This is a genomic window from Polymorphobacter multimanifer, from assembly GCF_014205635.1.
GTDB classification, from domain to species: domain Bacteria; phylum Pseudomonadota; class Alphaproteobacteria; order Sphingomonadales; family Sphingomonadaceae; genus Sandarakinorhabdus; species Sandarakinorhabdus multimanifer.
In genome coordinates, this window is record NZ_JACIIV010000013.1 from 44,616 (window position 1) to 65,297 (window position 20,682).

Genomic DNA, 20,682 nt, shown 5'->3' on the forward strand with positions numbered 1-20,682 from the left:
GGCCCGTGGCCGGTCTTAGTCGCGAATGACGCAGGGTCAAGCATTTGCTAGAATGGCGGTAGCGGTGAACATGCGTGGGGGGAGCGGCGATGGCGGAGTTTTCGGTCAATCCGGGTCGGGTCGATCCGTACAAGAACTTCAAGTTCCGGGTGAAGTGGGACGGCCGCCACGTGGCGGGCGTGTCGCGGGTGAGCGGGCTGAAGCGGACGACCGATGTGGTGGCGCACCGCGAAGGCGGCGATCCTTCGGCGCTGCATGTGTCCCCGGGGATCACGCGCTTTGCGCCGATCCGGCTGGAGCGCGGCGTGACGCACGACGGCGCCTTCGAGGACTGGGCCAACAGCGTCTGGGCGGTGGGGCGTGGCCTGGGGTCGGAAGTGTCGCTGGCGAACTTCCGCAAGGATGTGGTGCTGGAGCTGTACAACGAGGCGGGGCAGCTGGTGATCGCCTATCGGATATTCCGTTGCTGGCCATCGGAATATCATGCGTTGCCCGACCTCGACGCCGGCACCAGTGCTGTGGCGATGCAGGTGCTGGTGCTCGAGAACGAAGGCTGGGAGCGCGACACCGATGTGCAGGAGCCGGCCGAGCCGAGCTTCAAATAGCGAGCGATTCGACCAGCGCGCGGGCGATCGGCGGGTAGTGGGCGTTGCGCTCGGGCTGGGTGGTGCCGACGCCGGCCATGTAGATGCTTAGCAGCAGGGGTGGCCTTCCCGGAGGCGTGACGATGCTGACGGTGTTGCGGATGCCATGGTCCCCTGCCCCGGTCTTGTTGCCCTCGGTCCAGCCCCCGGGCAGGCCGGCGCGGAGCATGGTGTCTCCGGTTTCGCTGGCGTGCATCCAGGCGATGAGCTGCTGGCGATTCCTGGCGGCGAGCGCGTCACCGAACAGCAGGCGGTGGACGAGGCCGAGCATGGCGCTCGGGCTGGTGGTGTCGCGCGGGTCGCCGGGCGTGCCTTCGCTCATCATCGTCTCGTAGCGATCGAGGCGGGTGACACGATCCCCCTGCCCGCGAACCCAGGCGGTAAAGGCGGCGGGGCCGCCGAGGCGGCGAAGGACGAGATTGGTGGCCGGATTGTCCGACGTGATCATCATTGCCGCCGCCAGATCGAAAAGGCTGGCGCTGGTGCCGATGCGGGGCTGGGTGAAAGGCGCGTGGCTCACCATGTCTTCGGCGGTGATCGGCACAGTCGTTTGCAGATCGAACTTCGAGTCGAGAAGCTGGGCGGCGAGTGCAAGCTTGAAGGTGCTGCACATGGCGAAACGCTCGTCGCCGCGGATGGTAAAGCGCTGGCTGGTGGCGGTGTCGAGCAGGGCGAGGCCGCAGCGGCCGCCGGTGGCGCGCTCGGTGGCCGCGAGAGCTGCGGCGATCGGTGCGAAACTCGGGGGTGAAGCGGCGGCGGGGAGAAGCGCCAGCAGCGGAAGGGGCAGGACGGCGCGGCGACTGGGGAGCATGGTCTCCAGTCTAGCCGCGCCGTGATTGCCGTCTAGTGGCCCTTGCGGTTGGTGAGCTTGCCGAAGGTGCGATCGAGGGCGGTGATCATCTTGTTGGCGGCGCTGGCGACAGCCAGATCGACGGTGGCGCCATTGCCGTCCACGGTGAGCGGATCGAGGCCGTTCGGGCGCGCTTCGAGAGTGCATACCGTATCGGGGGCACCGGCGGAGGTGCCGTTGACGTCCTTGAGGTGCGCCTCAACGCGTGTGAGGCGCGTTTCGAAGCGGCCGAGGCGATCGCGCAGGATGCGGTCCATCGCCTCGATGGTGCCGGCGTCGGCCTTGATGATATTGTCGGAATTGATCTGGATCTGCATGTCTGTCTCCTGTTTCAGCGCGCCTTGCGCGAGCGTTCGAGCACCGGGCGATGGCCTTCGGCATCGAGCGCGCCCGATGGCGCCATGTCGGGGCGATCGGTGTTGATCATGCCTTTGTTGGCGGTCGGCTCGGGCTCGGGGCGGGGCGCGGGCTCGGCGGCTTGCTTCGTCGCGGCGGCCTTGGCGGCAAGGTCGGCCTGGGTGGGTTCGGAGGCATTTTTGCCCATGATCTCTCTCCTGTTTCGATTGCGCGCAGCGGCCGAGACGGTGCTGGCTGGGTCCTTGAGGAACCGGAAAGCGACGCCGGGGTTCCGATGCAGCGATCGTGCGGCCATGGGTGACATATGGGCGATAGGCGATTAACAGCGCGCAACCTGCAACGAGAATGAGTGTTTTTCGATGATGAACCCCCCGCCGCTGAAAGTGCCGGACCGGCTTTTTCCCAGTGCGGCAGAAGAAGCGCCGCGTGCCAACCAGCCTACCGCCGTGCCGCAGACCGAGCATCCGGCATATCGTCTGGCATTTCAGGACGAGGAATTTCTGCTGCGCGAGGAATTGCGGCCGGTGCGCTTCCAGCTGGAGCTGTTGAAGACCGAGCTTGCACTGACCGAAGCTGGAATCGACTCGACCTTCGTCTTTTATGGTTCGGCACGCATTCCTTCGCCCGAGCAGGCGGCCGGGGTGCTGGCGGGTGCCGTGACCGACCGCGACAAGGCGGTGGCCGAGCGGCTGGTGGCGAAGAGCCATTATTATGAAGTGGCGCGCAATCTGGCGAAGCTCGCCGCCTGTGTCGATGAGCAGGGCCATGAGCCGTGCCTGACGGTGTGTTCGGGTGGTGGCCCCTCGATGATGGAAGCTGCGAACCGTGGGGCGTGGGAGGTCGGCGCGCAGTCGCTGGGGCTGAACATCGTGCTGCCGCACGAGCAGGTGCCCAACCCCTATGTGACGCCGGGGCTGAGCTTCCAGTTCCACTATTTCGCGCTGCGCAAGATGCACTTCCTGATGCGCGCCAAGGCGGTGGCGGTGTTTCCCGGCGGCTTCGGCACGTTCGACGAATTCTTCGAGCTGCTGACGCTGGTGCAGACCGGCAAGGTGGCGCCGATGCCGATCCTGCTTTACGGGCGCGAGTTCTGGAACCGGGTCGTCGATTTCGAGGCGCTGGCCGATGAGGGCGTGATTGCGCACAGCGACCTCGACCTGTTTCGCATCGTGGAAACGGCGGAAGAGGGCTGGGCGATCGTGAAGGACTGGTATTCCGACAGCGTCCCCGCGCGCTAGCCTCGGGGGAAGATGCCGATCAGGCGGCGGTTTCGGGTGCCGCGGCCTCTTCGGCGGGTGCTGCATCGTCGGCCGGCGCTTCGCCTTCGGCGGGAGCGGCTTCTGCCGGCGCTTCCTCGGCAGGAACCGCCGGCAGCGGCAGCGGGTTGGCCGACTGGCTGTTGAGCCAGAGCATGACCGAGGCGCGTTCCTGCGGGCGGCTCAACCCGGCGAAGCTCATCTTGTTGCCTTCGGCATAGGCGCGCGGGTTCTTGAGCCAGGCCGAAAGCTCGTCCCATGTCCAGGGCTGGCCCTTCATGGCGGTGAGTGCGGCGGAATAGGAGAAGCCGGGCTTCGAGGCGTGTGGCGCGCCGACGATGCCGTGAAGATTGGGCCCGATGCCATTGGCACCGCCGGCTGCCGCGTTGTGGCAGGCTGCACACTTCTTGAAGGCGGCTTCACCCTGCTCGGGGGTTGCAGTTGCGAGGTAGAAGGCAATCGGCCGTTCGGCCTCTGCGGCGGGTCCTGCGTCGGCGACCTCTTCGGGAACACCCTCGACGGCCCAGCCCTGCTTTTCGGGCAGGTGCGGGGTAAAGGCTTCTCCGGTGACGATGGAGATGCCGAGCAGCGCGACACAGGCTGCCAGCGTGGCACCGGCAACCTTGTTGAACTCGAAACTGTCCACCTTGGGGATCTCCTGACATCGTGGCCGGGCGGACGAAAGCCGTTCACCGCGCTGCATCATTTTGTGGCGGCTCTATAGCAGTGGAGGGGTGCGGGGCAAGCATATGCGTTGCCGCAACTGCGACGGGCGGCTAGGCGAAAGGGATGACAAGCTATTCTCCCTGCGCTGCGGCCCTTGTGGCCGCAATGGAATCTGCGGCTGCTGTCGATCCGGCGGCGGCGGTGGCGTTCCAGGGGGCGCCCGGCGCCTATTCGCACCAGGCGGTGCGCGAGGCGTTTCCGGGCCGCCCTGCCCTGCCGTGCGTGGCGTTCGAGGATGCGATGGAGGCGGTGCAGACCGGGCGGGCCGGGCGCGCGGTGATCCCGATCGAGAATTCGCTGCATGGCCGGGTGGCGGATGTGCATTTCCTGCTGCCCGAAGCCGGGCTGCATATCGTGGGCGAGCATTTCGTGCGGGTGCGGCACTGCCTGCTGGGGCTGGGGACGCTGGCGGAGGTGCGCGCGGCGCAGAGCCATCCGCAGGCGCTGGGCCAGTGCCGGCAGCGGCTGCGCGGCTGGGGCATCGAGCCGATCGGCTATTTCGACACCGCGGGTGCGGCGGCGGCGGTGGCGGATGTCGGCGATCTTTCGCGCGGGGCGGTGGCCTCGAAGCTGGCGGCGGAGCTTTACGGGCTGAACGTGCTCGGCGAGGGCATCGAGGATGCCGACCACAACACCACGCGTTTCGTGATCCTGGCGCGCGAGCCCGAGCCGGTGGCCGACGGGGTGCCGGTGATGACGAGCTTCCTGTTCCAGACGCGCAACGTGCCGGCGTCGCTGTTCAAGGCATTGGGCGGGTTTGCGACCAATGGCGTGAACATGACGAAGCTGGAGAGCTATTTGCGCGATGGCAGCTTTTCGGCAGCCGAATTCTATGCCGATATCGAAGGTGCGCCTGCGGATGTGGGCGTGGCGCTGGCACTGGAGGAATTGGCGTTTCACACGAAATGGGTGAAGCTGCTGGGAACCTATCCGCGCGCCCGTGCGCGCGACTGAAACACAGGAGATGATGATGCGCGTGATGATGCTTGCGGCGGCCCTGCTGATGGCTTCGCCGGTGCTGGCACAGCCGGCGGGGTTTGCCATCCCGTCGGGCGCCTATGAGGGCGACCCGGCGCACACCAGCGTGACCTTCAAGATCGAGCATTTCGGGCTCAGCTTCTACACGGCGCGGTTTGCCAAGGTGAGCTCGAAGGTGATGCTCGATGCCGCGCGTCCCGAAGCGAGCAAGCTCGAGGTGAGCATCGATGCGCGGTCGGTGCGGACCGATTTTCCGTTTCCGGAGAAGACCGACTTCGACAAGGAGATCGGCACCGACCCAAAATTCCTTGACGGCAACACCCACCCGACCATCGGTTTCGTGTCGACGAAGGTGACGAAGACCGGCGCCAGCACCGCCGACATCACCGGCAACCTGACGCTGCGCGGCGTGACGAAGCCGGTGGTGCTGAAGGCGGTGCTCAACGGCCAGGTTGCGAATCATCCGATGATGAAGAAGCCGGTGTTCGGCATTTCTGCCACCACGGTGGTCAGGCGCGCCGACTTCGGGCTGACGGCCTTTGAGGGCGTGCTGGGCGACAATGTGACGGTGCTGATCGAAGCCGAATATGGCAAGACCGCCGGATGAGCCGTTATTCGCGGGTTGCCATCGCGCTCCACTGGCTGATCGCCTTGATGATGATCGGAAATCTGGCGGGTGGGCTGCTGCTCGACACGTTTCTGGACAGCCCGGACCCGGACATGGTTGCCATCGGCCGCACTGCGATCGGGCTGCACAAGAGCTTTGGCCTGACCGTGCTGGTGCTGACGCTGGCGCGGATCGGCTGGCGGGTGGCGAACCCGCCGCCGCCGCTGCCGGGGCATATGACGCCGGCGGAGCGCGTGCTGTCGAAGCTCAGCCACTACGGCTTTTATGCGCTGATGCTGCTGATGCCGCTCTCGGGCTGGGCGTTCGTGTCGACGGCCAAGGTGCTGCGACCGCTGCCATGGTTCGGACTGTTCGAAGTGCCGAAGCTGCCGCTGCCGACCGGCATCTATGGGCTTGCGCGCGAGGGGCATGAGGTGATGGGCTGGGTGGCGATCGGGATGATCGTGTTGCACGTGGCAGCAGCGCTCAAGCACCATGTTCTCGACCGGGACGATGTGCTGGCGCGGATGCTGCCGCTGGTGAGACGGCGGGCCTAGCGGACTTTCGCGCCAAATACGGTTGACGTGAGACACTGTCACAATTAACCCTCGGTTCCGGGTTCACCAAATAAGGTTATATCATGTCAAACAGCGTTTTTCGGATCGGGCTGCTGCTTGCCTCCGCCTCCTTGCCGCTTGCCGTGCAAGCACAGACCAGTGGTGCGCCGACGCGGTCGGGATCGGTGCTGCATGACGGTGTTTCGCCCGAAATCATCGTGACGGCGCCTTTCAACCGTGATCGCTTCAGCCTGACCACAGCCGCCAGCGTGCTGGAAGGCGAGGCGTTGATCCGCGAGACGCGGCCTTCGATCGGCGAAACCCTGCAGCGGCTGCCGGGTGTGAGCAGCAGCTTCTTCGGCCCCGGCGCATCGCGGCCGATCCTGCGCGGCCAGGATGCCGAGCGGGTGCGGGTGCTGACCGATGGCATCGGCAGCTTCGACGTGTCGAACACCTCGGCGGACCATGCGGTGGCGATCAACCCCTTCCTGATCGACCGGGTGGAAGTGGTGCGCGGGCCGGCGGCGCTGCTGTTCGGCAGCAACGCCATCGGCGGCGTGGTCAATGTGCAGGACCGGCGGATTCCGCGTGAAGTGCCCGATGAGCCGCTGCACCTCGATCTCTCGGGCTTTTATGGCTCTGCGGCCGAAGAGCGCGGCGGGGCGGGATCGGTCGATGTGCCGCTGTTCAGGAGCGCTGAAGGGTCCGCCCTCGTGCTGCATGCCGATGGCAGCTATCTGCGCACCGGCAACTACCGCGCCGGTGGCTTCATCTTCTCGCGCGATCTGCGTGACCAGGCGGCGGCGATCGGTGGCGAAGTGGCGGAGGATGCGCAGGCACGCGGCCGGGTGGACAACAGCGACATCGAGAGCTGGAACATCGGTGGCGGGCTGGCGTGGATCGGCGCGGATGGCGGCCAGCTTGGCATTGCCGTGAGCCATTTGCGCTCCAACTATGGCGTGCCGAATGGGCTGGAGCTGGGCGAGGACCATGACGACGACCATGATGACGACCATGATGACGATGACGATCATGACGGCGACCATGATCATGATGAGGGCCATGCCCATGGCCATGAGGACATCAGGCTGAACATGCGGCAGACGCGTGTCGATGCGCGGGCGCTGGTGCCGATGGACGGCGCCTTCGAGGCGTTGAAGGGACGCTTCGGCTATGCCGATTACCGGCACGACGAAATCGAGGCGAATGGCGAGATCGGCACCAGCTTCTTCAACCAGGCGCTCGAAGGCCGGTTGGAGCTGGTGCAGCGCGCGGTGGGCGGCTGGCGCGGGGCGAGCGGCGTGCAGTATCTCTCGCGTCGGTTCGAGGCGATTGGCGAAGAAGCGTATATTCCGCTCAACCAGACCAGCCAGTTCGGTGTGTTCACGTTGCAGGAATTCGACCTGGGAGCGGTGAAGATCGATGGCGGGGCGCGTTATGAGAACACGCGCGTCAACTCGCAGCCGCTCAACGTCGAGCGTACCTTCAATGCGTTTTCGGGCTCGATCGGCGCGTCGGTGGGCCTGGGCGAAAGCTGGCGGCTGGGCGTTTCGGCAACGCACAGCGAGCGCGCGGCTTCGGCCGAGGAGCTGTTTGCCAATGGCGCGCATGCCGCGACGCAAGCTTTCGAGATTGGCGACACCAGTTTCGGCAAGGAGATTTCCAACGGCATCGAGGCGGTGTTGCGCGGCCGCGGCACCGGCTGGCGGATCGAGGCGAGCGGCTTCTTCACCCGCTTCCGCGACTTCATCTATCTGAACCCGACCGGGGAGGAAGAGGATGAGCTGCCGGTGTTCGAATATACCCAGACCGGGGCGCGGTTCTGGGGTGCGGAAATCGATGCGGCGGTGACGCTGGCGCGGCTGGGGACGACGCGGATCGACGTGACCGGGCTGGTGGATTTCACTCGCGCCGATATCCTTGGCGGCGGTGGCCGGGTGCCGCGGATTCCGCCGCTGCGGATGCTGGGCGGCATCGAGGCGACCGGCGGCGTGATCGGCGGCCGCGTCGAGGTGGAGCGTGCCACGGCACAACGTCGCACCGCGGTGTTCGAAGGCGATACCGATGGCTGGACGATGGTCAATGCCAGCATCAACTGGCGGCCGCTCGGGCAGGACAGCAACACGTTGCTCCTGCTGTCTGCCAACAACATCTTCGATGTCGAGGCGCGGCGGCATTCGAGCTTCCTCAAGAATGTGGCACCGCTCGCCGGGCGCGACATCAGGGTGACGGCGCGGTTGAGCTTCTGAGTCTTGCTGAAAATCTTCGGGAGGGGGATTGAAACGTCTATTTCGGCTCTTATCTCGAAGGTGTAGCGGCGCCCTTCCCCCCCTCGGCGCCGATGCAAGGACGGTCCGGCCCCCCCGCCGGACCTGAATCCCCGAACCCTGGCCGCTCCGCGCTTCCCTGCGGAGCGGCCACTTTTTTGGGTTCAGCCATTCAGGATCATGCCCGCGACTGCGGTGCCGCTGGACCAGGCTTCGCCGACGCGCGGGCTTGCGAGCCAATCTCCGCAAAGCCCCAGCGCGCGGCTTTCATCCCAGATCGGGGCGGCGCCGGTTGCGGCCGGGAAAGCGTAGCGCCAGCGGTGTGCGGCGGTTGCGACGGGTATCGGCAGATCGGTGCCAAGGGCTTGCAGCAGGGCTGCGATGACCACGTCCGCCGGGCTTTCAAGATGGGTGTATGACCATTCGGCCGTGGCCTGCAGCACCCAGCTTTCCGGGCTCGTGCGGCCGGGCTTGGCGCTGTTCCGGGCAGCCCAGCCGAGTGCGCGCGAGACCTGCGGGACATCGGAGAGCGGCAGCGGCTCGGCAAAGGCGGCCATCACCGTCCAGCTTGGCGCGGAGGTGACCGCCGCGGCGGAGGCAGCGAGGTCGGGCGCTGCGGGGCCAAGCAGCCGCGCGGCCTGTTCGGCGGGGATGGCGATGACGAGCGTGTCGAAGCGGCCTTCGGTGCCTTCAAGATGCCAGCCGCCATGGCTGTGCGCGATGGCGGTGATCTCGGTGCTCCAGTGCACATCGAGGCCGGCGGCCATCGCGCGCAGCGGGGCGTTCATGCCGGGCGTGCCGACCCAGGCATCGGGGCCGGCGGCAGGCCAGCGCGCCGCAAGGCCCTCGCTCACCCAGCGCTCCACCTGTGCTGCAAAGGCAGGATCGCGCGCAGTGAAGAATTGCGTCCCGTGATCGAAGCTGGCCTCGCCGAGCGGGGTGGGCATCCGGCGTGTTGCCATGCGGCCGCCGGGGCCGCGGCCCTTGTCGAACAGCACTACCTGCCGGCCTGCGGCGGCGAGGACAGTCCCGGCGGCAAGGCCGGCAATGCCGGCGCCGATGATGGCGATGCTCTTGTCCAACGGGGTTTCCTCCGGCTCGCAGCTGCGCCTATTGTGCGCGGGCAAGCGGGGAGCGTTAGGCGATGCGGATCATCACGGCCATGTTGGGTTTTGTCGCGGCGTTGCTGGCGGGGCCGGCGCTTGCCCAGAAGGCCGACAAGGTGGCCGCACTCGCCCCTCAGCTCGATGCGCTGTTTGCCGAATTTACCGCGGCCCAGCATGTGCCGGGGCTGGTGTGGGGCGTGGTGGTGGATGGCCGGCTGGTGCATGTGCGCGGGCTGGGGGTGCAGGACCTTGCCTCGAAAGCGCCGGTGACGGCCGACACGCGGTTTCGCATCGCGTCGATGTCCAAGGCGTTCACCGCGCTCACGATTCTGGACCTGCGTGACCAGGGGAAGCTGCGGCTCGATGCGCCGGCCGAGGATTATGTGCCCGAACTGAAGGGCTGGCGCTATCCGACGAGCGATTCGCCGAAGATCCGGGTGCGCGACCTGCTCCACCATGTCAGCGGGCTGGTGGAGGATGACCCCTGGGGGGACCGGCAGACGCCGCTGCCCGAGGCGGATTTTACCGCGATGCTCGCCGCCGGCGTGCCGTTCAGCCGGGTGCCGGCCGAGCGCCATGAATATTCGAACTTCGGCTATGCGACGCTTGGCCGGATGATCCGCAACGTGACCGGGCGGCCGTTCGAGGCGGTGGTGGCGGACACGCTGTTCAGGCCGCTGGGCATGGCGCGCACCGGCTATGACGTGCTGGCGGTGCCGCAGGGCGAGCGGGCGCTGGGCTATCGCTATGAGAATGATGCTTTTGCGCGCGAGCCCGAGCTGGCGGCGGGGGCGTTCGGGGCGATGGGGGGCGTGGAGACGACGGCGAACGATTATGCCCGCTACGTCGGCTGGCTGCTGGGCGCCTGGCCGGCGCGCGATGGCGCGGAGACGGGGCCGATGCAGCGCGCGACGGTGCGCGAGCTGGTGCAGGGGCTCAATTTCATGCGCTTCGCCCCGCGCCGTGCCGATCTGGGGCCAGCGTGCGCGCAGGCGGTGGCCTATGGCATGGGCTTCCGCATGATCGAGGATTGCGACCTCGGCAGCTACATGACGCACACCGGCGGCTACCCCGGCTATGGATCGGTGCTGATGATGCTGCCCGAGGCCGGGGTGGCAGTGTTCGCCTTTGCCAACCGCACCTATGCAGCACCCGTGGCGCCGGCCTATGCGGCGCTGAAGCGGCTGAAGGCGGAAGGGCTGGCCGCGGTGCCGCCGCTGCCGGTCTCGCCGGCGCTTGCCCGCAGTTTCGATGCGGCGAAGGCGGTGTGGGCGGCGGGGGACATCATGGCGGCGGGGTATGCGCTGGCGATGAACATGCTGCTCGACCGGTCGGCGGCCAATTGGAAGCTGGAGCTTGCGCGGCTGCGGACGGCGCTGGGGACGTGCCGCACCGAGACGCCGATCGAGGCGACGAGTGCCATGGCGGGGCGGTTTGCATGGGCGTGTGACCGGGGGCGGCTGGCGGGGTCGCTGCTGCTGGCGCCGACCAATCCGCCGACGATCCAGGCACTGGGGCTGCGGGTGGAGCCCTAATTCCTCGAGATCGCCTGCCAGAGGATACCGCGCTGGATCTCGTTGGTGCCGGCGTAGATCGAGCCGGCACGGTCGTTCAGATATTTGGGCATCGCGTGCGCTGCCCAGCCGGGGCCGACGCCTTCGGCCTGATCGGGGGGTGAATAGCCGGGGACGGGGCCGCCAGGGGTGGTGACGTGCGGCTGGAACACGGCCGCCGCATGGCCTGCCGCCTCAAGCTCGATTTCCGAAAGGCGCTGGCTGAGCTCGGTGCCGAGCACCTTGAGCGCCGAGGCCATGGGTCCGGGAGGCTGGCCGTGCGACAGCCGCGCCATGGTGGTGAGTTCAAGCGCATCGAGCGCGTCGATTTCGGCGGCGATGGCGGCGAGGCGCGGGCTGCTGCCGGGTGGGGCGTGGCGGCGGAGGCGCTTCAATCGCGCGAGGATCGAGGGGGCGTAGAGCGCGCCGCCGCGCTCGAACTCCATCAGATATTTGGCGACCGTCCAGCCATCGTCGATACGGCCGACGACATTGGCGGCGGGGACGCGGACGGCATCGAAGATCACTTCATTCTGCACATGCTCGCCCGACAGCGAGACGATGGGGCGGACGGTGACGCCGGGGGACGCCATGTCGATGAGGATGAAGGTGATGCCTTGCTGCGGCCTGGGCAGGCTGGAGGTGCGGACGAGGGCGAAGATCCAGTCGGCGAATTGCGCGTGCGTCGTCCAGATTTTTGCGCCGGTCACGATGAAGTCGTCGCCGTCGCGCTCGGCCTTCATGCGCAGCGAGGCGAGATCGGAGCCGGAATTGGGCTCGGAATAGCCCTGGCACCAGAAATCGTCCCCGCTGAGCATGGGGGGCAGGAAGCGCGCCTGTTGTTCGGGCGTGCCATGGCCGATGAGCACGGGGCCGCACATGCCGAGGCCCATCGGCGAGAGCGGCGGCGCATCAGCCTCCGCCATCATCCGCGTGAAGATGTAGCGCTGGGTGGGGGTCCAGTCGGTGCCGCCGAAGACTGCCGGCCAGGCGGGAGCGGCCCAGCCGCGCGCGTGGAGCTTGCGCTGCCAGGCGAGGGCAAGGGGCGGCGGTGCATAGACGCTGGTCATCCGCTGCACGGCGTCGCGGGTGGCTGGGTCGAGCTCGGCGTCGAGGAAGGCGGCGACCTCATCGGCAAAGGCCTTGTCGGCGTCGCTCCAGCGGAGAGTCATCGGGGTGTCGGGCATCGGCATTGTCCTCGGTCTGGGCAGTCTGGCACAGTTTTGCAGCGGCCGACGCTGTCAAAAGCCGGAGCGCTTGCGCGCGCCCCCGGGTTGGGCTTTGCTGCGGTGATGACTGTCGATCGCCATACCGCCGAGGGCGGCTGCCACTGCGGCGCCGTGCGCTTTCGCGTGACCTTCGACAGCCCGCCCGAGCTGCTCGATTGCAACTGCTCGATCTGCAGCAAGACGGGGTTCCTGCATCTGATCGCGGCGGCGTCCGACTTCGCGCTGTTACGGGGAAGCGATGTGCTCTCCGACTATCGCTGGGGCACCGGCACCGCGCGGCATCTGTTCTGTGCGCTTTGCGGGATCAAGAGCTTCTACGTGCCGCGCTCGCACCCGGACGGGTTTTCGGTGAATTGGCGGGCGCTCGACGGGGTGGAGGCGGTGGTGCCGGTGATCAGGGAGTACGACGGGCGCGATTGGGAGGCGGCGCGGGCGGATCTGGGGTGATTTTCGGAGAATCCTTGATTCCGCCTCCTGTTTGTGCATTATAAGTTACATGTTTGAGATCCGTCGAACAGCAGAATTTGCCGCGTGGTTGACAGCTTTGCGGGACATTCAGGCCAAGGCGCGGATCGCAAAGCGCATCGATCGGCTTGCAGACGGCAATTTTGGCGATTCAAAGTCGATCGGTGAGGGTGTCGGCGAGCTGAGGTTCACCTTCGGGCCGGGGTACAGGGTTTACTACACAGTGCGTGGGCAATTGGTGGTGATCCTTTTGTGCGGTGGCGACAAGGGATCGCAGCAACGGGACATCGAGCGCGCCATTTCCATTGCGAAAGAGGTTTGACGATGACGATCGAAACCAAGCCCTGGGACGCGGCGGAGGTGTTGAATACGCCGGCCGACATCGCCGCGTACCTTGATGCCTATCTGGAAGATGGCACGCCGGAAGAATTGCTTGGCGCGCTTCGCACCGTTGCGCGGGCGCGGGGCATGGCTGAGCTGGCGCGGCAGACCGGGGTCAGTCGCGAGGCGCTGTATCGGGCCTTGAGCGAGAGCGGCAATCCGACACTCGATACGCTGGTGCGCGTGCTGAAGGCGCTCGGTGTGCGACTGGCTGTAGCGGCTTAGACCGACTACCGCCCCGTCTGGCCCCGGTGCATCAGCGCCGCATCGGCGAGGACCAGCGCGACCATCGCTTCCATAACCGGGGCGGCGCGGATTCCCACACAGGGATCGTGGCGGCCCTTGGTGAGGATTTCGGTGGCTTCGCCGGCGCGATCGATGGTCTCGACCGGGGTGAGGATCGAGCTGGTGGGCTTAAGCGCCATGCGGACGACGATGGGCTGGCCAGTGCTGATTCCGCCGGCGGTGCCGCCGCTGTGATTGCTGAGGAACTGCGGGCCGTCTGCACCGGGGCGCATGCGGTCGGCGTTCGTTTCGCCGGTGAGGCGGGCGGCGGCGAAGCCGTCGCCGATTTCCACGCCCTTGACGGCGTTGATGCCCATGCAGGCACTCGCAAGCTGGCTGTCGAGCTTCATGTAGAGCGGGCTGCCCCAGCCGGCGGGGACGCCGGAGGCCGTGCATTCGACGATGGCGCCGAGCGACGAGCCGGCTTTCCGTGCAGCGTCGAGGGTCTCCGCCCAACGCTCCGCAGTCTGCGCATCGGGGCAGAAGAAGGGGTTGCGGTCGATTTCGGCGTCGTCGAAGCGGCTGCGGTCGACGGCGATGCCGCCAAGCTCCACGAGACAGGCGCGGATGCGGACTTGCGGAATGACCAGCCGCGCGACGGCGCCGGCGGCGACGCGGCTGGCGGTTTCGCGGGCGCTCGAACGGCCGCCGCCGCGCGGATCGCGCAGGCCGTATTTGGCATCATAGGCATAGTCGGCATGACCGGGGCGATAGGCGCGCGCCACGTCGGAATAGTCCTTCGAGCGCTGATCGACATTCTCGATCATCAGGCTGATCGGGGTGCCGGTGGTCTGGCCCTCATGCACCCCCGAGAGGATGCGGACCTGGTCGGGTTCCTGCCGCTGGGTGGTGTATTTCGACTGGCCCGGGCGGCGCTTGTCGAGCCAGGGCTGGATGTCGGCTTCGGAGAGCGACAGCCCCGGCGGGCAGCCGTCGACCACGGCACCGATGGCGGGGCCGTGGCTCTCCCCCCAGGTGGTGAAGCGCAGGAGATGTCCGAAGCTGTTGTGGCTCATGCCACGCTGATATCCGGCGCGTCTTCGGCCTTCATGCCGATCACATTGTAGCCGGCGTCGACATGGTGGATTTCGCCGGTGACGCCCATCGCAAGGTCCGAGACGAGGTAGAGACCGGCACCGCCGACATCGTCGATGGTGACATTGCGGCGCAGCGGGCTGTTGTATTCGTTCCACTTCAGGATGTAGCGGAAATCGCCGATGCCGCTGGCTGCAAGCGTCTTGATCGGGCCGGCGCTGATCGCGTTGACGCGGACCTTCTGCGGCCCCAGGTCCATCGCGAGATATTTCACGCTGGCTTCGAGCGCGGCCTTGGCGACGCCCATCACATTGTAGTGCGGGACGACCTTTTCGGCGCCATAGTAGCTGAGGGTGAGGAGGCTGCCGCCCTCGGGCATCAGCGGCAGCGCTCGCTGGCAGACGGCGGTGAAGCTGTACACGCTGATGTTCATCGTCTGGGTGAAATTGCCTTCGCTGGTATCGACATAGCGTCCGCGAAGCTCGTTCTTGTCCGAAAAGCCGATGGCGTGTACGAGGAAATCGATTGTCGGCCAATCGGCGGCGAGGGCGGCGAACATGCTGTCCATGCTGTCGGCGTCTGCCACGTCGCATTCGTAGAGGCGGGCGGCGCCAAGGCTTTCTGCCAGCGGTCGCACGCGCTTTTCCAGCGCTTCGCCCTGGTATGAGAAGGCGATCTCGCCGCCCTGCGCTGCGATGGCCTTGGCGATACCCCAGGCGAGGCTGCGATCGTTGGCGACGCCCATGATGAGGCCGCGCTTTCCGTGCATCAATCCGGCCATGTTATCCGATCCAGCCTGTTGTTTCCGAACCCGGCTTTAGCCGGGTTTGGCCTGCTTTCGCCAGTGCTGCGTTGAAATGGGTGCCGAAGACCAGCCCCAGCCCCAGAACCCAGAAGTAGAGCAGCGTGACGATGACCCCGCCGAGCGACCCATAGGCGATCGATGCGCCCATGAACTGGGCGAAGAGAATGGGCATCGCCATTGTAGCACCCACCCACCAGGCGGTGACGAGCAGGGCGCCCGGCCAGAGCCAGTGTGGCCGGCGCAGCCGCGACGGCGTGAGGCCGAACAGCGCCAGCGCCAGCCCGGCGAACAGCAGTGCTGCGGGCAGCAGGCGGTTCAACCCCAGTTCGGCGACGCGCTCGGCGCCCATCGGCAGCAGCCGCAGCATGAAGGTCTCGATGCCGGTGAGCACCACCTGGGCGGCGAGCGCCAGCAGCATCAACAGCACGCCGCCGAGCACGACGAGCAGCGAGAGCAGCCGGTAGCGCCAGATCGGCTGGGTGGGCGCGGCGCCATGCGCGCGGCGGATGATGTCCCGCACCGCTTCGGCATAGCTGCTCACCGTCCAGAGCACGAGAAGCACGCCGAGGGTGACGACGCTGCCCGATGCGGGACGCTCGATGACTTCGCGCGCCGGCGCTTCGAGCAGCGCCGACACATCGGGCGGCAGCGCCGAGAGCACGGTGCCGACGAACCTCGCACCCATGCCGGTGCGGCCGAGCGCACCGGCGGCGGCAGCGACAAGGACGAAAAAGGGCAGCAGGGTGAGGAGCGCGAGATAGGCGAGGTTGCCGGCATGGGAAAAGCCCTCGCGCCACACCGAGCCGACGGCGGCACCCAGCGCCTGGAGGCCATCCTTCGCCCAGGCCAGCCAGAGGATGCGCCGGCTCAACTGCGCCTCGTCAGACGCCGAGGGCGGTGCGGAGCGGCCGTGGGTCGTGCCAGCTGCCGATGAAGGCCTTGAGTGCTGCATCCTCGGCAGGCACGTCGATCAGCACGGTGACGAGCTGGTCGCCCCGCGCGCCATCGGGTCGGCTGAAGCCGCGGCCCTTGAGGCGGAACACCCTGCCCGAGGCGGTGCCGGGGGGCAGCGTGAGGCTGACTGGGCCTTCCACGGTGGGCATCCGCACCTTGGCGCCCTGCACGGCTTCGACAAGGCTGATCGGAAGATCGAGCCGGATATCGTCGCCATCGCGCTTGAAGAACTTGTGTGATCCCACGTCGAGCGTGATCAGCGCGTCGCCGGGGCCGCCGGGGCCGGTTTCGCCCTTGCCGGCGAGGCGCAGTTGCACACCGGGCCTGAAGCCGGCCGGCAGGCGTATCTCCGACGTCTTGCCGTCTCGCAATGTCACCCGCTGCGGCGCCAGCGTGGCGGCATCCTCGAAGGAAATCGTGAGCTTGTAGGTGACGTCGGGTCCGCGTGCTGGCGCGCTGCGGAAGCCGCCGCCGCGCGCCCCGCCCGCCCGGCCGCCACCCAGGCCGCCGAACAGCTCAGAGAACAGATCGTCGGCACCGCCGAATTCGAAGCCGGCGGCGCGGCCGCTCGAGGCGCCGCGTGCAAAGGGATCCCCGCCGCTGCCCGAGCCGCCGCGGAAGCCGCCGGCAAACGGCGAAGTGGGATTGCCCTGGGCGTCGATCTCGCCGCGATCGAAGCGGCCGCGCTTCTCGGGATCGGAGAGGATTTCATACGCCGCACTCGCCTCCTTGAAGCGTTCGAGGGCGGCGGCATTGTCGGCATTGCGATCGGGGTGGTTTTCCTTGGCAAGCTTGCGATAGGCTTTCTTGACATCGCCTTCACTGGCGCCGCGCGCCACACCGAGCACCGAATAGGGATCTCGCATTGTCATTCCTGTGTTTGCCCTCCGCCGGTATTTGTGGTCCCGGCACCGCCACTGCAAGGCGCGTGTGACATCCATAGCACGGCGGCGGTCTCTCACCAGCCTGTCGCCATCGGGACATGGATGCGGCATAGGAATGCCCCATGCGCATGTTGTTCGCCCTGTTGATCGTTTTGACCCCGGCGCCCGTGCTGGCCTGGGGAGGTTATGCGCACAGGATGACCGCAAGCATCGCCATGGCAGCGCTCACACCCGAAGCGCGCGGCGAGGTGCGGCGGATCATGGCCGGGGCGGCCAGGGTGGAGACGCCGGAGTGCGAACTGGCGAGCATCGAGGATGCCTCGGTGTGGCCCGATTGCGTGCGCGCGCTGGGCCCTCGCTTCGCCTTTTCCGCGCCCTGGCATTATCAGAACATCAACATCTGCCGGGCGTTCGACATCGGCACCAAATGTCCTGACGGGAATTGCGTGACGGCGCAGATTCCGGTGCAGCTCGACATTCTGTCCGACCGGCGCCGCAGCCCGAAGGCGCGCGCCGAAGCGCTCGCTTATTTCGTGCATTTCATGGGCGACATGCATCAGCCGCTGCATGTGGGCGAGAAGGACGATCTCGGCGGCAACCGGGTGCTTGCAGACTATGGTGCCAAGGACATGCCGCGCATGAACCTGCATCGCATCTGGGATTCGGATCTGGCGGAACGTGCGCTGACGACGCCGCCGGCGGTGGCGCCGGTTCGGCAGGTTGCACCACCACTTGGCGGCGATGTTGCCACACAGGTGGCGGGCTGGGCGGAGGAGAGCTTCGCCATCTCGCGCGAGCTCGCCTATCCGCTGCTGGGTGGCGATGCAGCGAGCTGCGTCGTGGAGGCGGAACGCGACGTGCGGTACCGCGTTGACGAGGCCTATATCGAAAAAACCAGTGCCGCGGTGCGCCAGCAGGTGCAGCGCGCCGGGCTGCGCACGGCAGCGCTTCTCAACGCCGCTCTCGGCCAGAATATTCCAGACAAGCAGGATTGATCGCATGCGCCTCGATGACCAACGCGAAAGCTCCAATGTCGAAGACCGCCGCGGGATGGGCGGCGGCGGCGGGCGGGGCGGCGGCAATCTGCTCGGCGGGCTGATTGGTGGCCGCATGGGCATCGGCGGGCTGATTGTGGTGGGCATCATCGCGCTGGTGCTCGGCATCAACCCGCTGACCCTGCTTGGCGGTGGCGGTGGTGCGCCGGGGGGTGGTGCGCCGCGCGAGCAGATCGGCCAGCCCAACCCTGCCTCGGGCCCTGCGCTGCAGCCGGCGAGCGACATGGACCGGTTCGTTGCGCGGGTGCTCGCCACCACCGAGGACAGCTGGGGCGAGGCCTTCCCGCGGGAAGTCGGCGCGCCCTACCAGCCGCCCACGCTCGTGCTGTTCAGTGGCGGGGTCGATTCGGCGTGCGGGAGCGCCAGTTCGGCGATGGGGCCTTTCTATTGCCCGGGGGACCGCAAGGTCTATCTCGACCAGAGCTTCTTCGACCAGCTGGCGCAGCGCTTCGGAGCGCCGGGCGATTTTGCCGCCGCCTATGTGATCGCGCATGAGGTGGGGCATCATATCCAGACGATCACCGGCATTTCGGAGCAGGTGCGCGGCGCCCAGGCGCGCGCCAGCAAGACCGAGGGGAATGCGCTGCAGGTGCGGATGGAGCTGCAGGCCGATTGCCTGGCGGGCGTGTGGGCGCAGGCGCACAAGGACCTGCTCGACGAGGGCGATGTCGATGAAGCACTGGCCGCGGCCAATGCCATCGGCGACGATACGCTGCAGCGCGCGGCTCAGGGAACGGTCGTTCCAGAAAGCTTCACCCATGGCAGCAGCGCGCAGCGCAAGAGCTGGTTCATGAACGGTTTCCGTGGCGGCACGATCGCGAGCTGCGATACCTTTGCGGCGCGGCGCCTCTAGCTGTCCTCGCGGACCCGGAAAAGGCCGGCGGTTCCGCGACCCGACGGGCGTGCTGTCAGCTCGAATGCCTTGCCTTCGGTGGTGCGACCGAGGAGACGGTCACCACGTCTCTCGAAGCGCGTCCCCTTTTTACCAAACTCGCGCTCATACCAGTTGATCACGGTGCGCGGTGGCGCTGGTGCGTCGAAGCTCATCTCGACCTGCGCGCGTTTGTTATCGCCACTACGGCCGCGGCCATCCTCGAAAGCACGGACCCGCAGTCCGTTCATGCTAGCACCGGGGAACGGGCCGACTCCATCGACCTTGAACCTGTCGGCGTCGTCCATCTTTTCGTTGAAGGGCACCTTGATCCCGAAACCGCCGGGAAGGTTCAGCGCCATGCTGTTCCTGCTGCCGGCGCCGGTATCGAGCGCAAATACTGTGTTCTCTTCATCGTTCCAGGCCGGATCATCCCAGTCGATCGCAGCTGCGTCGGCGGCGGCAGCACGCGCCCGGCTGGCAGCGTCGAGCACATCGGCACGGGCGTTTGTGGCGGCATCGAGCGAATCGGCGCGCGCGTCTTCTGCCGCCTGGCGGGCATCGGCAATTGCCTCGCGGCGGGTATCTTCCATTTCGTCCATCGCGGAGCCTGATCGATCGAACAGGCGGCTCGGCACTTCGTAATAGGCTCCGGCCGCCGAAAGCCCGAGGACGACGACGACGGCAGCGGGAACCCAACGCATTCTGTGCACTCCTGTGGTATTGGTGCAATACAGCTATTCTCCGCAGGGCGTAAAGCCCTCAGTGCTGGCCGGCGGCAGATTCCCTGTTCGGAAGGAGGTGCATCGCCGCGACAATAATACCGCCGAGCAGCACGCCGAAGACCCCTGCCCCGGTCGCTCCCGCCAGCCATCCGAGGATGGGGCCGAGGACACTGCCGCCGATGCGGGTGGCCCCCACCGCCAGATCGTGGAGTGCATGACTGGGCCAGCCGAGGCCGAATGTCTCGAGCCCGTGGAGAACGATTCCGCCGCCGACCCAGAGCATGGCCGCCATGCCGATGGTGGCGAGCGCGCTGAGCATTTTCGGAACGGCCAGCACGATGGTGCGGCCGGTGCTGCGACCGAACTGGCCGGTGAAGCCGGGGTTGCGGTAAAGGGCGACGCCCATGTCGTCCGCTTTCACGATGAGCGCCACGACGCCGTAGACGAGGATAGTGATGGCCACAGCCACCACCGCCAGCACCAGTGCCTGCTGGCCGATCTCGGCATCGGCGACGGTGCCGAGCGAGATGGCCATGATCTCGGCGGACAGGATGAAATCGGTGCGGATGGCGCCAGCCACCATCATCTTCTCGCGCGCCACCGGATCGGCATCGAGTATTGCGGCCTCGCCGTCATCGTGTGGGCGGATGAGTTGCAACAGCTTCTCCGCCCCTTCGTAGCAGAGGTAGGAGCCGCCGAGCATGAGCAGCGGCGTGATCGCCCAGGGCGCGAAGGCGGACAGCGCGAGGCAGCCGGGGAGCAGGAACAGCAGCTTGTTCTTGATCGAGCCGGTCGCGATCTTGGCGACGATCGGCAGTTCGCGTGCCGCCGAAAAGCCGGTGACATAGCGCGGCGCCACGGCGGCATCGTCGACGACAACGCCGACGGCCTTGGCGCTGGCCTTGGCGGCCATGCCCGTGACGTCATCGACCGACGCCGCCGCCACCTTGGCGATGACCGCGATATCGTCCAGCAGTGCAAGCAATCCGGCGGCCATCGAACACTCCTGTTTCAACATGCCGTGTTAGGGGCGCCGGTGTCGCACGGCAAGCGGCCTGCTCTTGCCGATGGCGCCGACTCGCGGCACATCGC

The 20,682-nt window shown here is 67.0% G+C and carries 24 protein-coding genes; 12 read left to right on the forward strand and 12 right to left on the reverse strand.

What is annotated here, in order from left to right:
• The first annotated feature begins 89 nt into the window (after positions 1–89).
• A complete protein-coding gene (locus FHS79_RS09975; RefSeq protein ID WP_184199117.1) occupies positions 90–605 on the forward strand; it encodes a phage tail protein in 516 nt (171 codons plus the stop codon).
• On the opposite strand, the gene bla is transcribed toward FHS79_RS09975, so the two are convergent.
• Genes bla through FHS79_RS09990 form a run of 3 tightly spaced genes read right to left on the reverse strand, consistent with a single transcriptional unit; the run spans position 598 to position 2,038 of the window.
• On the reverse strand, positions 598–1,455 hold the full coding sequence (bla, locus tag FHS79_RS09980; protein ID WP_184199119.1) for a class A beta-lactamase: 858 nt from the start codon (positions 1,453–1,455) through the stop codon (positions 598–600). The two genes, FHS79_RS09975 and bla, sit on opposite strands and share 8 nt — an antisense overlap.
• Before the next feature lie 32 nt (positions 1,456–1,487).
• Positions 1,488–1,811 carry an HPF/RaiA family ribosome-associated protein gene (locus FHS79_RS09985; protein WP_184199121.1) on the reverse strand — a complete coding sequence of 108 codons (324 nt, stop codon included), beginning with the start codon at positions 1,809–1,811 and terminating at the stop codon, positions 1,488–1,490.
• A 14-nt stretch (positions 1,812–1,825) separates the two neighbouring features.
• Complete coding sequence (locus FHS79_RS09990; RefSeq protein ID WP_184199123.1) at positions 1,826–2,038, reverse strand: hypothetical protein; 213 nt, start codon at positions 2,036–2,038, stop codon at positions 1,826–1,828.
• 172 nt (positions 2,039–2,210) lie between these two features.
• On the opposite strand from FHS79_RS09990, the gene FHS79_RS09995 reads away from it, so the two are divergent.
• A complete protein-coding gene (locus FHS79_RS09995) occupies positions 2,211–3,089 on the forward strand; it encodes an LOG family protein (RefSeq protein WP_243452806.1) in 879 nt (292 codons plus the stop codon).
• A gap of 19 nt (positions 3,090–3,108) precedes the next feature.
• Here the strand turns inward: FHS79_RS09995 and FHS79_RS10000 are convergent, their stop codons facing one another.
• A complete protein-coding gene (locus tag FHS79_RS10000; protein WP_243453404.1) occupies positions 3,109–3,753 on the reverse strand; it encodes a c-type cytochrome in 645 nt (214 codons plus the stop codon).
• Between the two features lie 143 nt (positions 3,754–3,896).
• Between FHS79_RS10000 and FHS79_RS10005 the strand changes: the two genes are divergently transcribed.
• The 4 genes from FHS79_RS10005 to FHS79_RS10020 all read left to right on the forward strand — a co-directional run bounded on the left by FHS79_RS10005 (position 3,897) and on the right by FHS79_RS10020 (position 8,224).
• Positions 3,897–4,787, forward strand: coding sequence for a prephenate dehydratase (locus tag FHS79_RS10005; RefSeq protein ID WP_184199124.1), 891 nt, complete (start codon positions 3,897–3,899; stop codon positions 4,785–4,787).
• A gap of 16 nt (positions 4,788–4,803) precedes the next feature.
• A complete protein-coding gene (locus FHS79_RS10010) occupies positions 4,804–5,418 on the forward strand; it encodes a YceI family protein (RefSeq protein ID WP_184199126.1) in 615 nt (204 codons plus the stop codon).
• Positions 5,415–5,975, forward strand: coding sequence for a cytochrome b (locus FHS79_RS10015; protein WP_184199128.1), 561 nt, complete (start codon positions 5,415–5,417; stop codon positions 5,973–5,975). The genes FHS79_RS10010 and FHS79_RS10015 overlap by 4 nt, the downstream gene beginning before the upstream one ends.
• An 83-nt stretch (positions 5,976–6,058) precedes the next feature.
• The gene (locus FHS79_RS10020) at positions 6,059–8,224 is read left to right on the forward strand and encodes a TonB-dependent receptor (RefSeq protein WP_184199131.1); all 2,166 of its coding nucleotides are present in this window, start codon (positions 6,059–6,061) and stop codon (positions 8,222–8,224) included.
• 182 nt (positions 8,225–8,406) lie between these two features.
• Here FHS79_RS10020 and FHS79_RS10025 read toward each other — a convergent pair whose 3' ends face one another.
• A complete protein-coding gene (locus tag FHS79_RS10025) occupies positions 8,407–9,324 on the reverse strand; it encodes an NAD(P)/FAD-dependent oxidoreductase (protein WP_184199134.1) in 918 nt (305 codons plus the stop codon).
• Between the two features lie 62 nt (positions 9,325–9,386).
• On the opposite strand from FHS79_RS10025, the gene FHS79_RS10030 reads away from it, so the two are divergent.
• Complete coding sequence (locus tag FHS79_RS10030) at positions 9,387–10,883, forward strand: serine hydrolase domain-containing protein (protein WP_184199137.1); 1,497 nt, start codon at positions 9,387–9,389, stop codon at positions 10,881–10,883.
• Here the strand turns inward: FHS79_RS10030 and FHS79_RS10035 are convergent.
• Positions 10,880–12,088 carry an acyl-CoA dehydrogenase family protein gene (locus tag FHS79_RS10035; RefSeq protein ID WP_243452807.1) on the reverse strand — a complete coding sequence of 403 codons (1,209 nt, stop codon included), beginning with the start codon at positions 12,086–12,088 and terminating at the stop codon, positions 10,880–10,882. The genes FHS79_RS10030 and FHS79_RS10035 overlap by 4 nt on opposite strands.
• Before the next feature lie 105 nt (positions 12,089–12,193).
• On the opposite strand from FHS79_RS10035, the gene FHS79_RS10040 reads away from it, so the two are divergent.
• Genes FHS79_RS10040 through FHS79_RS10050 form a run of 3 tightly spaced genes read left to right on the forward strand, consistent with a single transcriptional unit; the run spans position 12,194 to position 13,201 of the window.
• The gene (locus tag FHS79_RS10040) at positions 12,194–12,577 is read left to right on the forward strand and encodes a GFA family protein (RefSeq protein WP_184199140.1); all 384 of its coding nucleotides are present in this window, start codon (positions 12,194–12,196) and stop codon (positions 12,575–12,577) included.
• Between the two features lie 49 nt (positions 12,578–12,626).
• Positions 12,627–12,917 carry a type II toxin-antitoxin system RelE/ParE family toxin gene (locus FHS79_RS10045; protein WP_184199142.1) on the forward strand — a complete coding sequence of 97 codons (291 nt, stop codon included), beginning with the start codon at positions 12,627–12,629 and terminating at the stop codon, positions 12,915–12,917.
• Between the two features lie 2 nt (positions 12,918–12,919).
• A complete protein-coding gene (locus FHS79_RS10050) occupies positions 12,920–13,201 on the forward strand; it encodes an addiction module antidote protein (RefSeq protein ID WP_184199144.1) in 282 nt (93 codons plus the stop codon).
• Positions 13,202–13,206: 5 nt separating this feature from the next.
• On the opposite strand, the gene aroC is transcribed toward FHS79_RS10050, so the two are convergent.
• The 4 genes from aroC to FHS79_RS10070 are packed head-to-tail and all read right to left on the reverse strand — an operon-like array spanning position 13,207 to position 16,921.
• On the reverse strand, positions 13,207–14,277 hold the full coding sequence (gene aroC / locus FHS79_RS10055; protein ID WP_184199147.1) for a chorismate synthase: 1,071 nt from the start codon (positions 14,275–14,277) through the stop codon (positions 13,207–13,209).
• A complete protein-coding gene (fabI, locus tag FHS79_RS10060; protein ID WP_184199150.1) occupies positions 14,274–15,077 on the reverse strand; it encodes an enoyl-ACP reductase FabI in 804 nt (267 codons plus the stop codon). Before fabI ends, aroC begins: the two co-directional genes overlap by 4 nt.
• A 1-nt stretch (position 15,078) precedes the next feature.
• Positions 15,079–15,972 (reverse strand): YhjD/YihY/BrkB family envelope integrity protein, encoded by an 894-nt coding sequence (locus FHS79_RS10065; protein WP_184199153.1) that lies wholly within the window; start codon positions 15,970–15,972, stop codon positions 15,079–15,081.
• Between the two features lie 10 nt (positions 15,973–15,982).
• A complete protein-coding gene (locus tag FHS79_RS10070; protein WP_184199157.1) occupies positions 15,983–16,921 on the reverse strand; it encodes a DnaJ C-terminal domain-containing protein in 939 nt (312 codons plus the stop codon).
• A gap of 140 nt (positions 16,922–17,061) precedes the next feature.
• On the opposite strand from FHS79_RS10070, the gene FHS79_RS10075 reads away from it, so the two are divergent.
• Positions 17,062–17,934 (forward strand): S1/P1 nuclease, encoded by an 873-nt coding sequence (locus FHS79_RS10075; protein ID WP_184199160.1) that lies wholly within the window; start codon positions 17,062–17,064, stop codon positions 17,932–17,934.
• A 4-nt stretch (positions 17,935–17,938) separates the two neighbouring features.
• Positions 17,939–18,847, forward strand: a complete 909-nt coding sequence (ypfJ, locus tag FHS79_RS10080; RefSeq protein ID WP_184199161.1) for a KPN_02809 family neutral zinc metallopeptidase — start codon at positions 17,939–17,941, stop codon at positions 18,845–18,847.
• On the opposite strand, the gene FHS79_RS10085 is transcribed toward ypfJ, so the two are convergent.
• Positions 18,844–19,569, reverse strand: a complete 726-nt coding sequence (locus FHS79_RS10085) for a hypothetical protein (RefSeq protein ID WP_184199163.1) — start codon at positions 19,567–19,569, stop codon at positions 18,844–18,846. The two genes, ypfJ and FHS79_RS10085, sit on opposite strands and share 4 nt — an antisense overlap.
• Positions 19,570–19,627: 58 nt before the next feature.
• The gene (locus FHS79_RS10090; protein ID WP_184199165.1) at positions 19,628–20,587 is read right to left on the reverse strand and encodes a DUF808 domain-containing protein; all 960 of its coding nucleotides are present in this window, start codon (positions 20,585–20,587) and stop codon (positions 19,628–19,630) included.
• Positions 20,588–20,682 lie beyond the last annotated feature (95 nt).

Bases quoted from the DNA above. Each gene is read 5' to 3' on its own strand.
- FHS79_RS09975 (WP_184199117.1), top strand. From the start codon at position 90: ATGGCGGAGTTTTCGGTCAATCCGGGTCGGGTCGATCCGTACAAGAAC.
- bla (WP_184199119.1), bottom strand. From the start codon at position 1,455: ATGCTCCCCAGTCGCCGCGCCGTCCTGCCCCTTCCGCTGCTGGCGCTT.
- FHS79_RS09985 (WP_184199121.1), bottom strand. From the start codon at position 1,811: ATGCAGATCCAGATCAATTCCGACAATATCATCAAGGCCGACGCCGGC.
- FHS79_RS09990 (WP_184199123.1), bottom strand. From the start codon at position 2,038: ATGGGCAAAAATGCCTCCGAACCCACCCAGGCCGACCTTGCCGCCAAG.
- FHS79_RS09995 (WP_243452806.1), top strand. From the start codon at position 2,211: ATGATGAACCCCCCGCCGCTGAAAGTGCCGGACCGGCTTTTTCCCAGT.
- FHS79_RS10005 (WP_184199124.1), top strand. From the start codon at position 3,897: ATGACAAGCTATTCTCCCTGCGCTGCGGCCCTTGTGGCCGCAATGGAA.
- FHS79_RS10010 (WP_184199126.1), top strand. From the start codon at position 4,804: ATGCGCGTGATGATGCTTGCGGCGGCCCTGCTGATGGCTTCGCCGGTG.
- FHS79_RS10015 (WP_184199128.1), top strand. From the start codon at position 5,415: ATGAGCCGTTATTCGCGGGTTGCCATCGCGCTCCACTGGCTGATCGCC.
- FHS79_RS10020 (WP_184199131.1), top strand. From the start codon at position 6,059: ATGTCAAACAGCGTTTTTCGGATCGGGCTGCTGCTTGCCTCCGCCTCC.
- FHS79_RS10030 (WP_184199137.1), top strand. From the start codon at position 9,387: ATGCGGATCATCACGGCCATGTTGGGTTTTGTCGCGGCGTTGCTGGCG.
- FHS79_RS10035 (WP_243452807.1), bottom strand. From the start codon at position 12,088: ATGCCCGACACCCCGATGACTCTCCGCTGGAGCGACGCCGACAAGGCC.
- FHS79_RS10040 (WP_184199140.1), top strand. From the start codon at position 12,194: ATGACTGTCGATCGCCATACCGCCGAGGGCGGCTGCCACTGCGGCGCC.
- FHS79_RS10045 (WP_184199142.1), top strand. From the start codon at position 12,627: ATGTTTGAGATCCGTCGAACAGCAGAATTTGCCGCGTGGTTGACAGCT.
- FHS79_RS10050 (WP_184199144.1), top strand. From the start codon at position 12,920: ATGACGATCGAAACCAAGCCCTGGGACGCGGCGGAGGTGTTGAATACG.
- aroC (WP_184199147.1), bottom strand. From the start codon at position 14,277: ATGAGCCACAACAGCTTCGGACATCTCCTGCGCTTCACCACCTGGGGG.
- fabI (WP_184199150.1), bottom strand. From the start codon at position 15,077: ATGGCCGGATTGATGCACGGAAAGCGCGGCCTCATCATGGGCGTCGCC.
- FHS79_RS10070 (WP_184199157.1), bottom strand. From the start codon at position 16,921: ATGCGAGATCCCTATTCGGTGCTCGGTGTGGCGCGCGGCGCCAGTGAA.
- FHS79_RS10075 (WP_184199160.1), top strand. From the start codon at position 17,062: ATGCGCATGTTGTTCGCCCTGTTGATCGTTTTGACCCCGGCGCCCGTG.
- ypfJ (WP_184199161.1), top strand. From the start codon at position 17,939: ATGCGCCTCGATGACCAACGCGAAAGCTCCAATGTCGAAGACCGCCGC.
- FHS79_RS10085 (WP_184199163.1), bottom strand. From the start codon at position 19,569: ATGCGTTGGGTTCCCGCTGCCGTCGTCGTCGTCCTCGGGCTTTCGGCG.
- FHS79_RS10090 (WP_184199165.1), bottom strand. From the start codon at position 20,587: ATGGCCGCCGGATTGCTTGCACTGCTGGACGATATCGCGGTCATCGCC.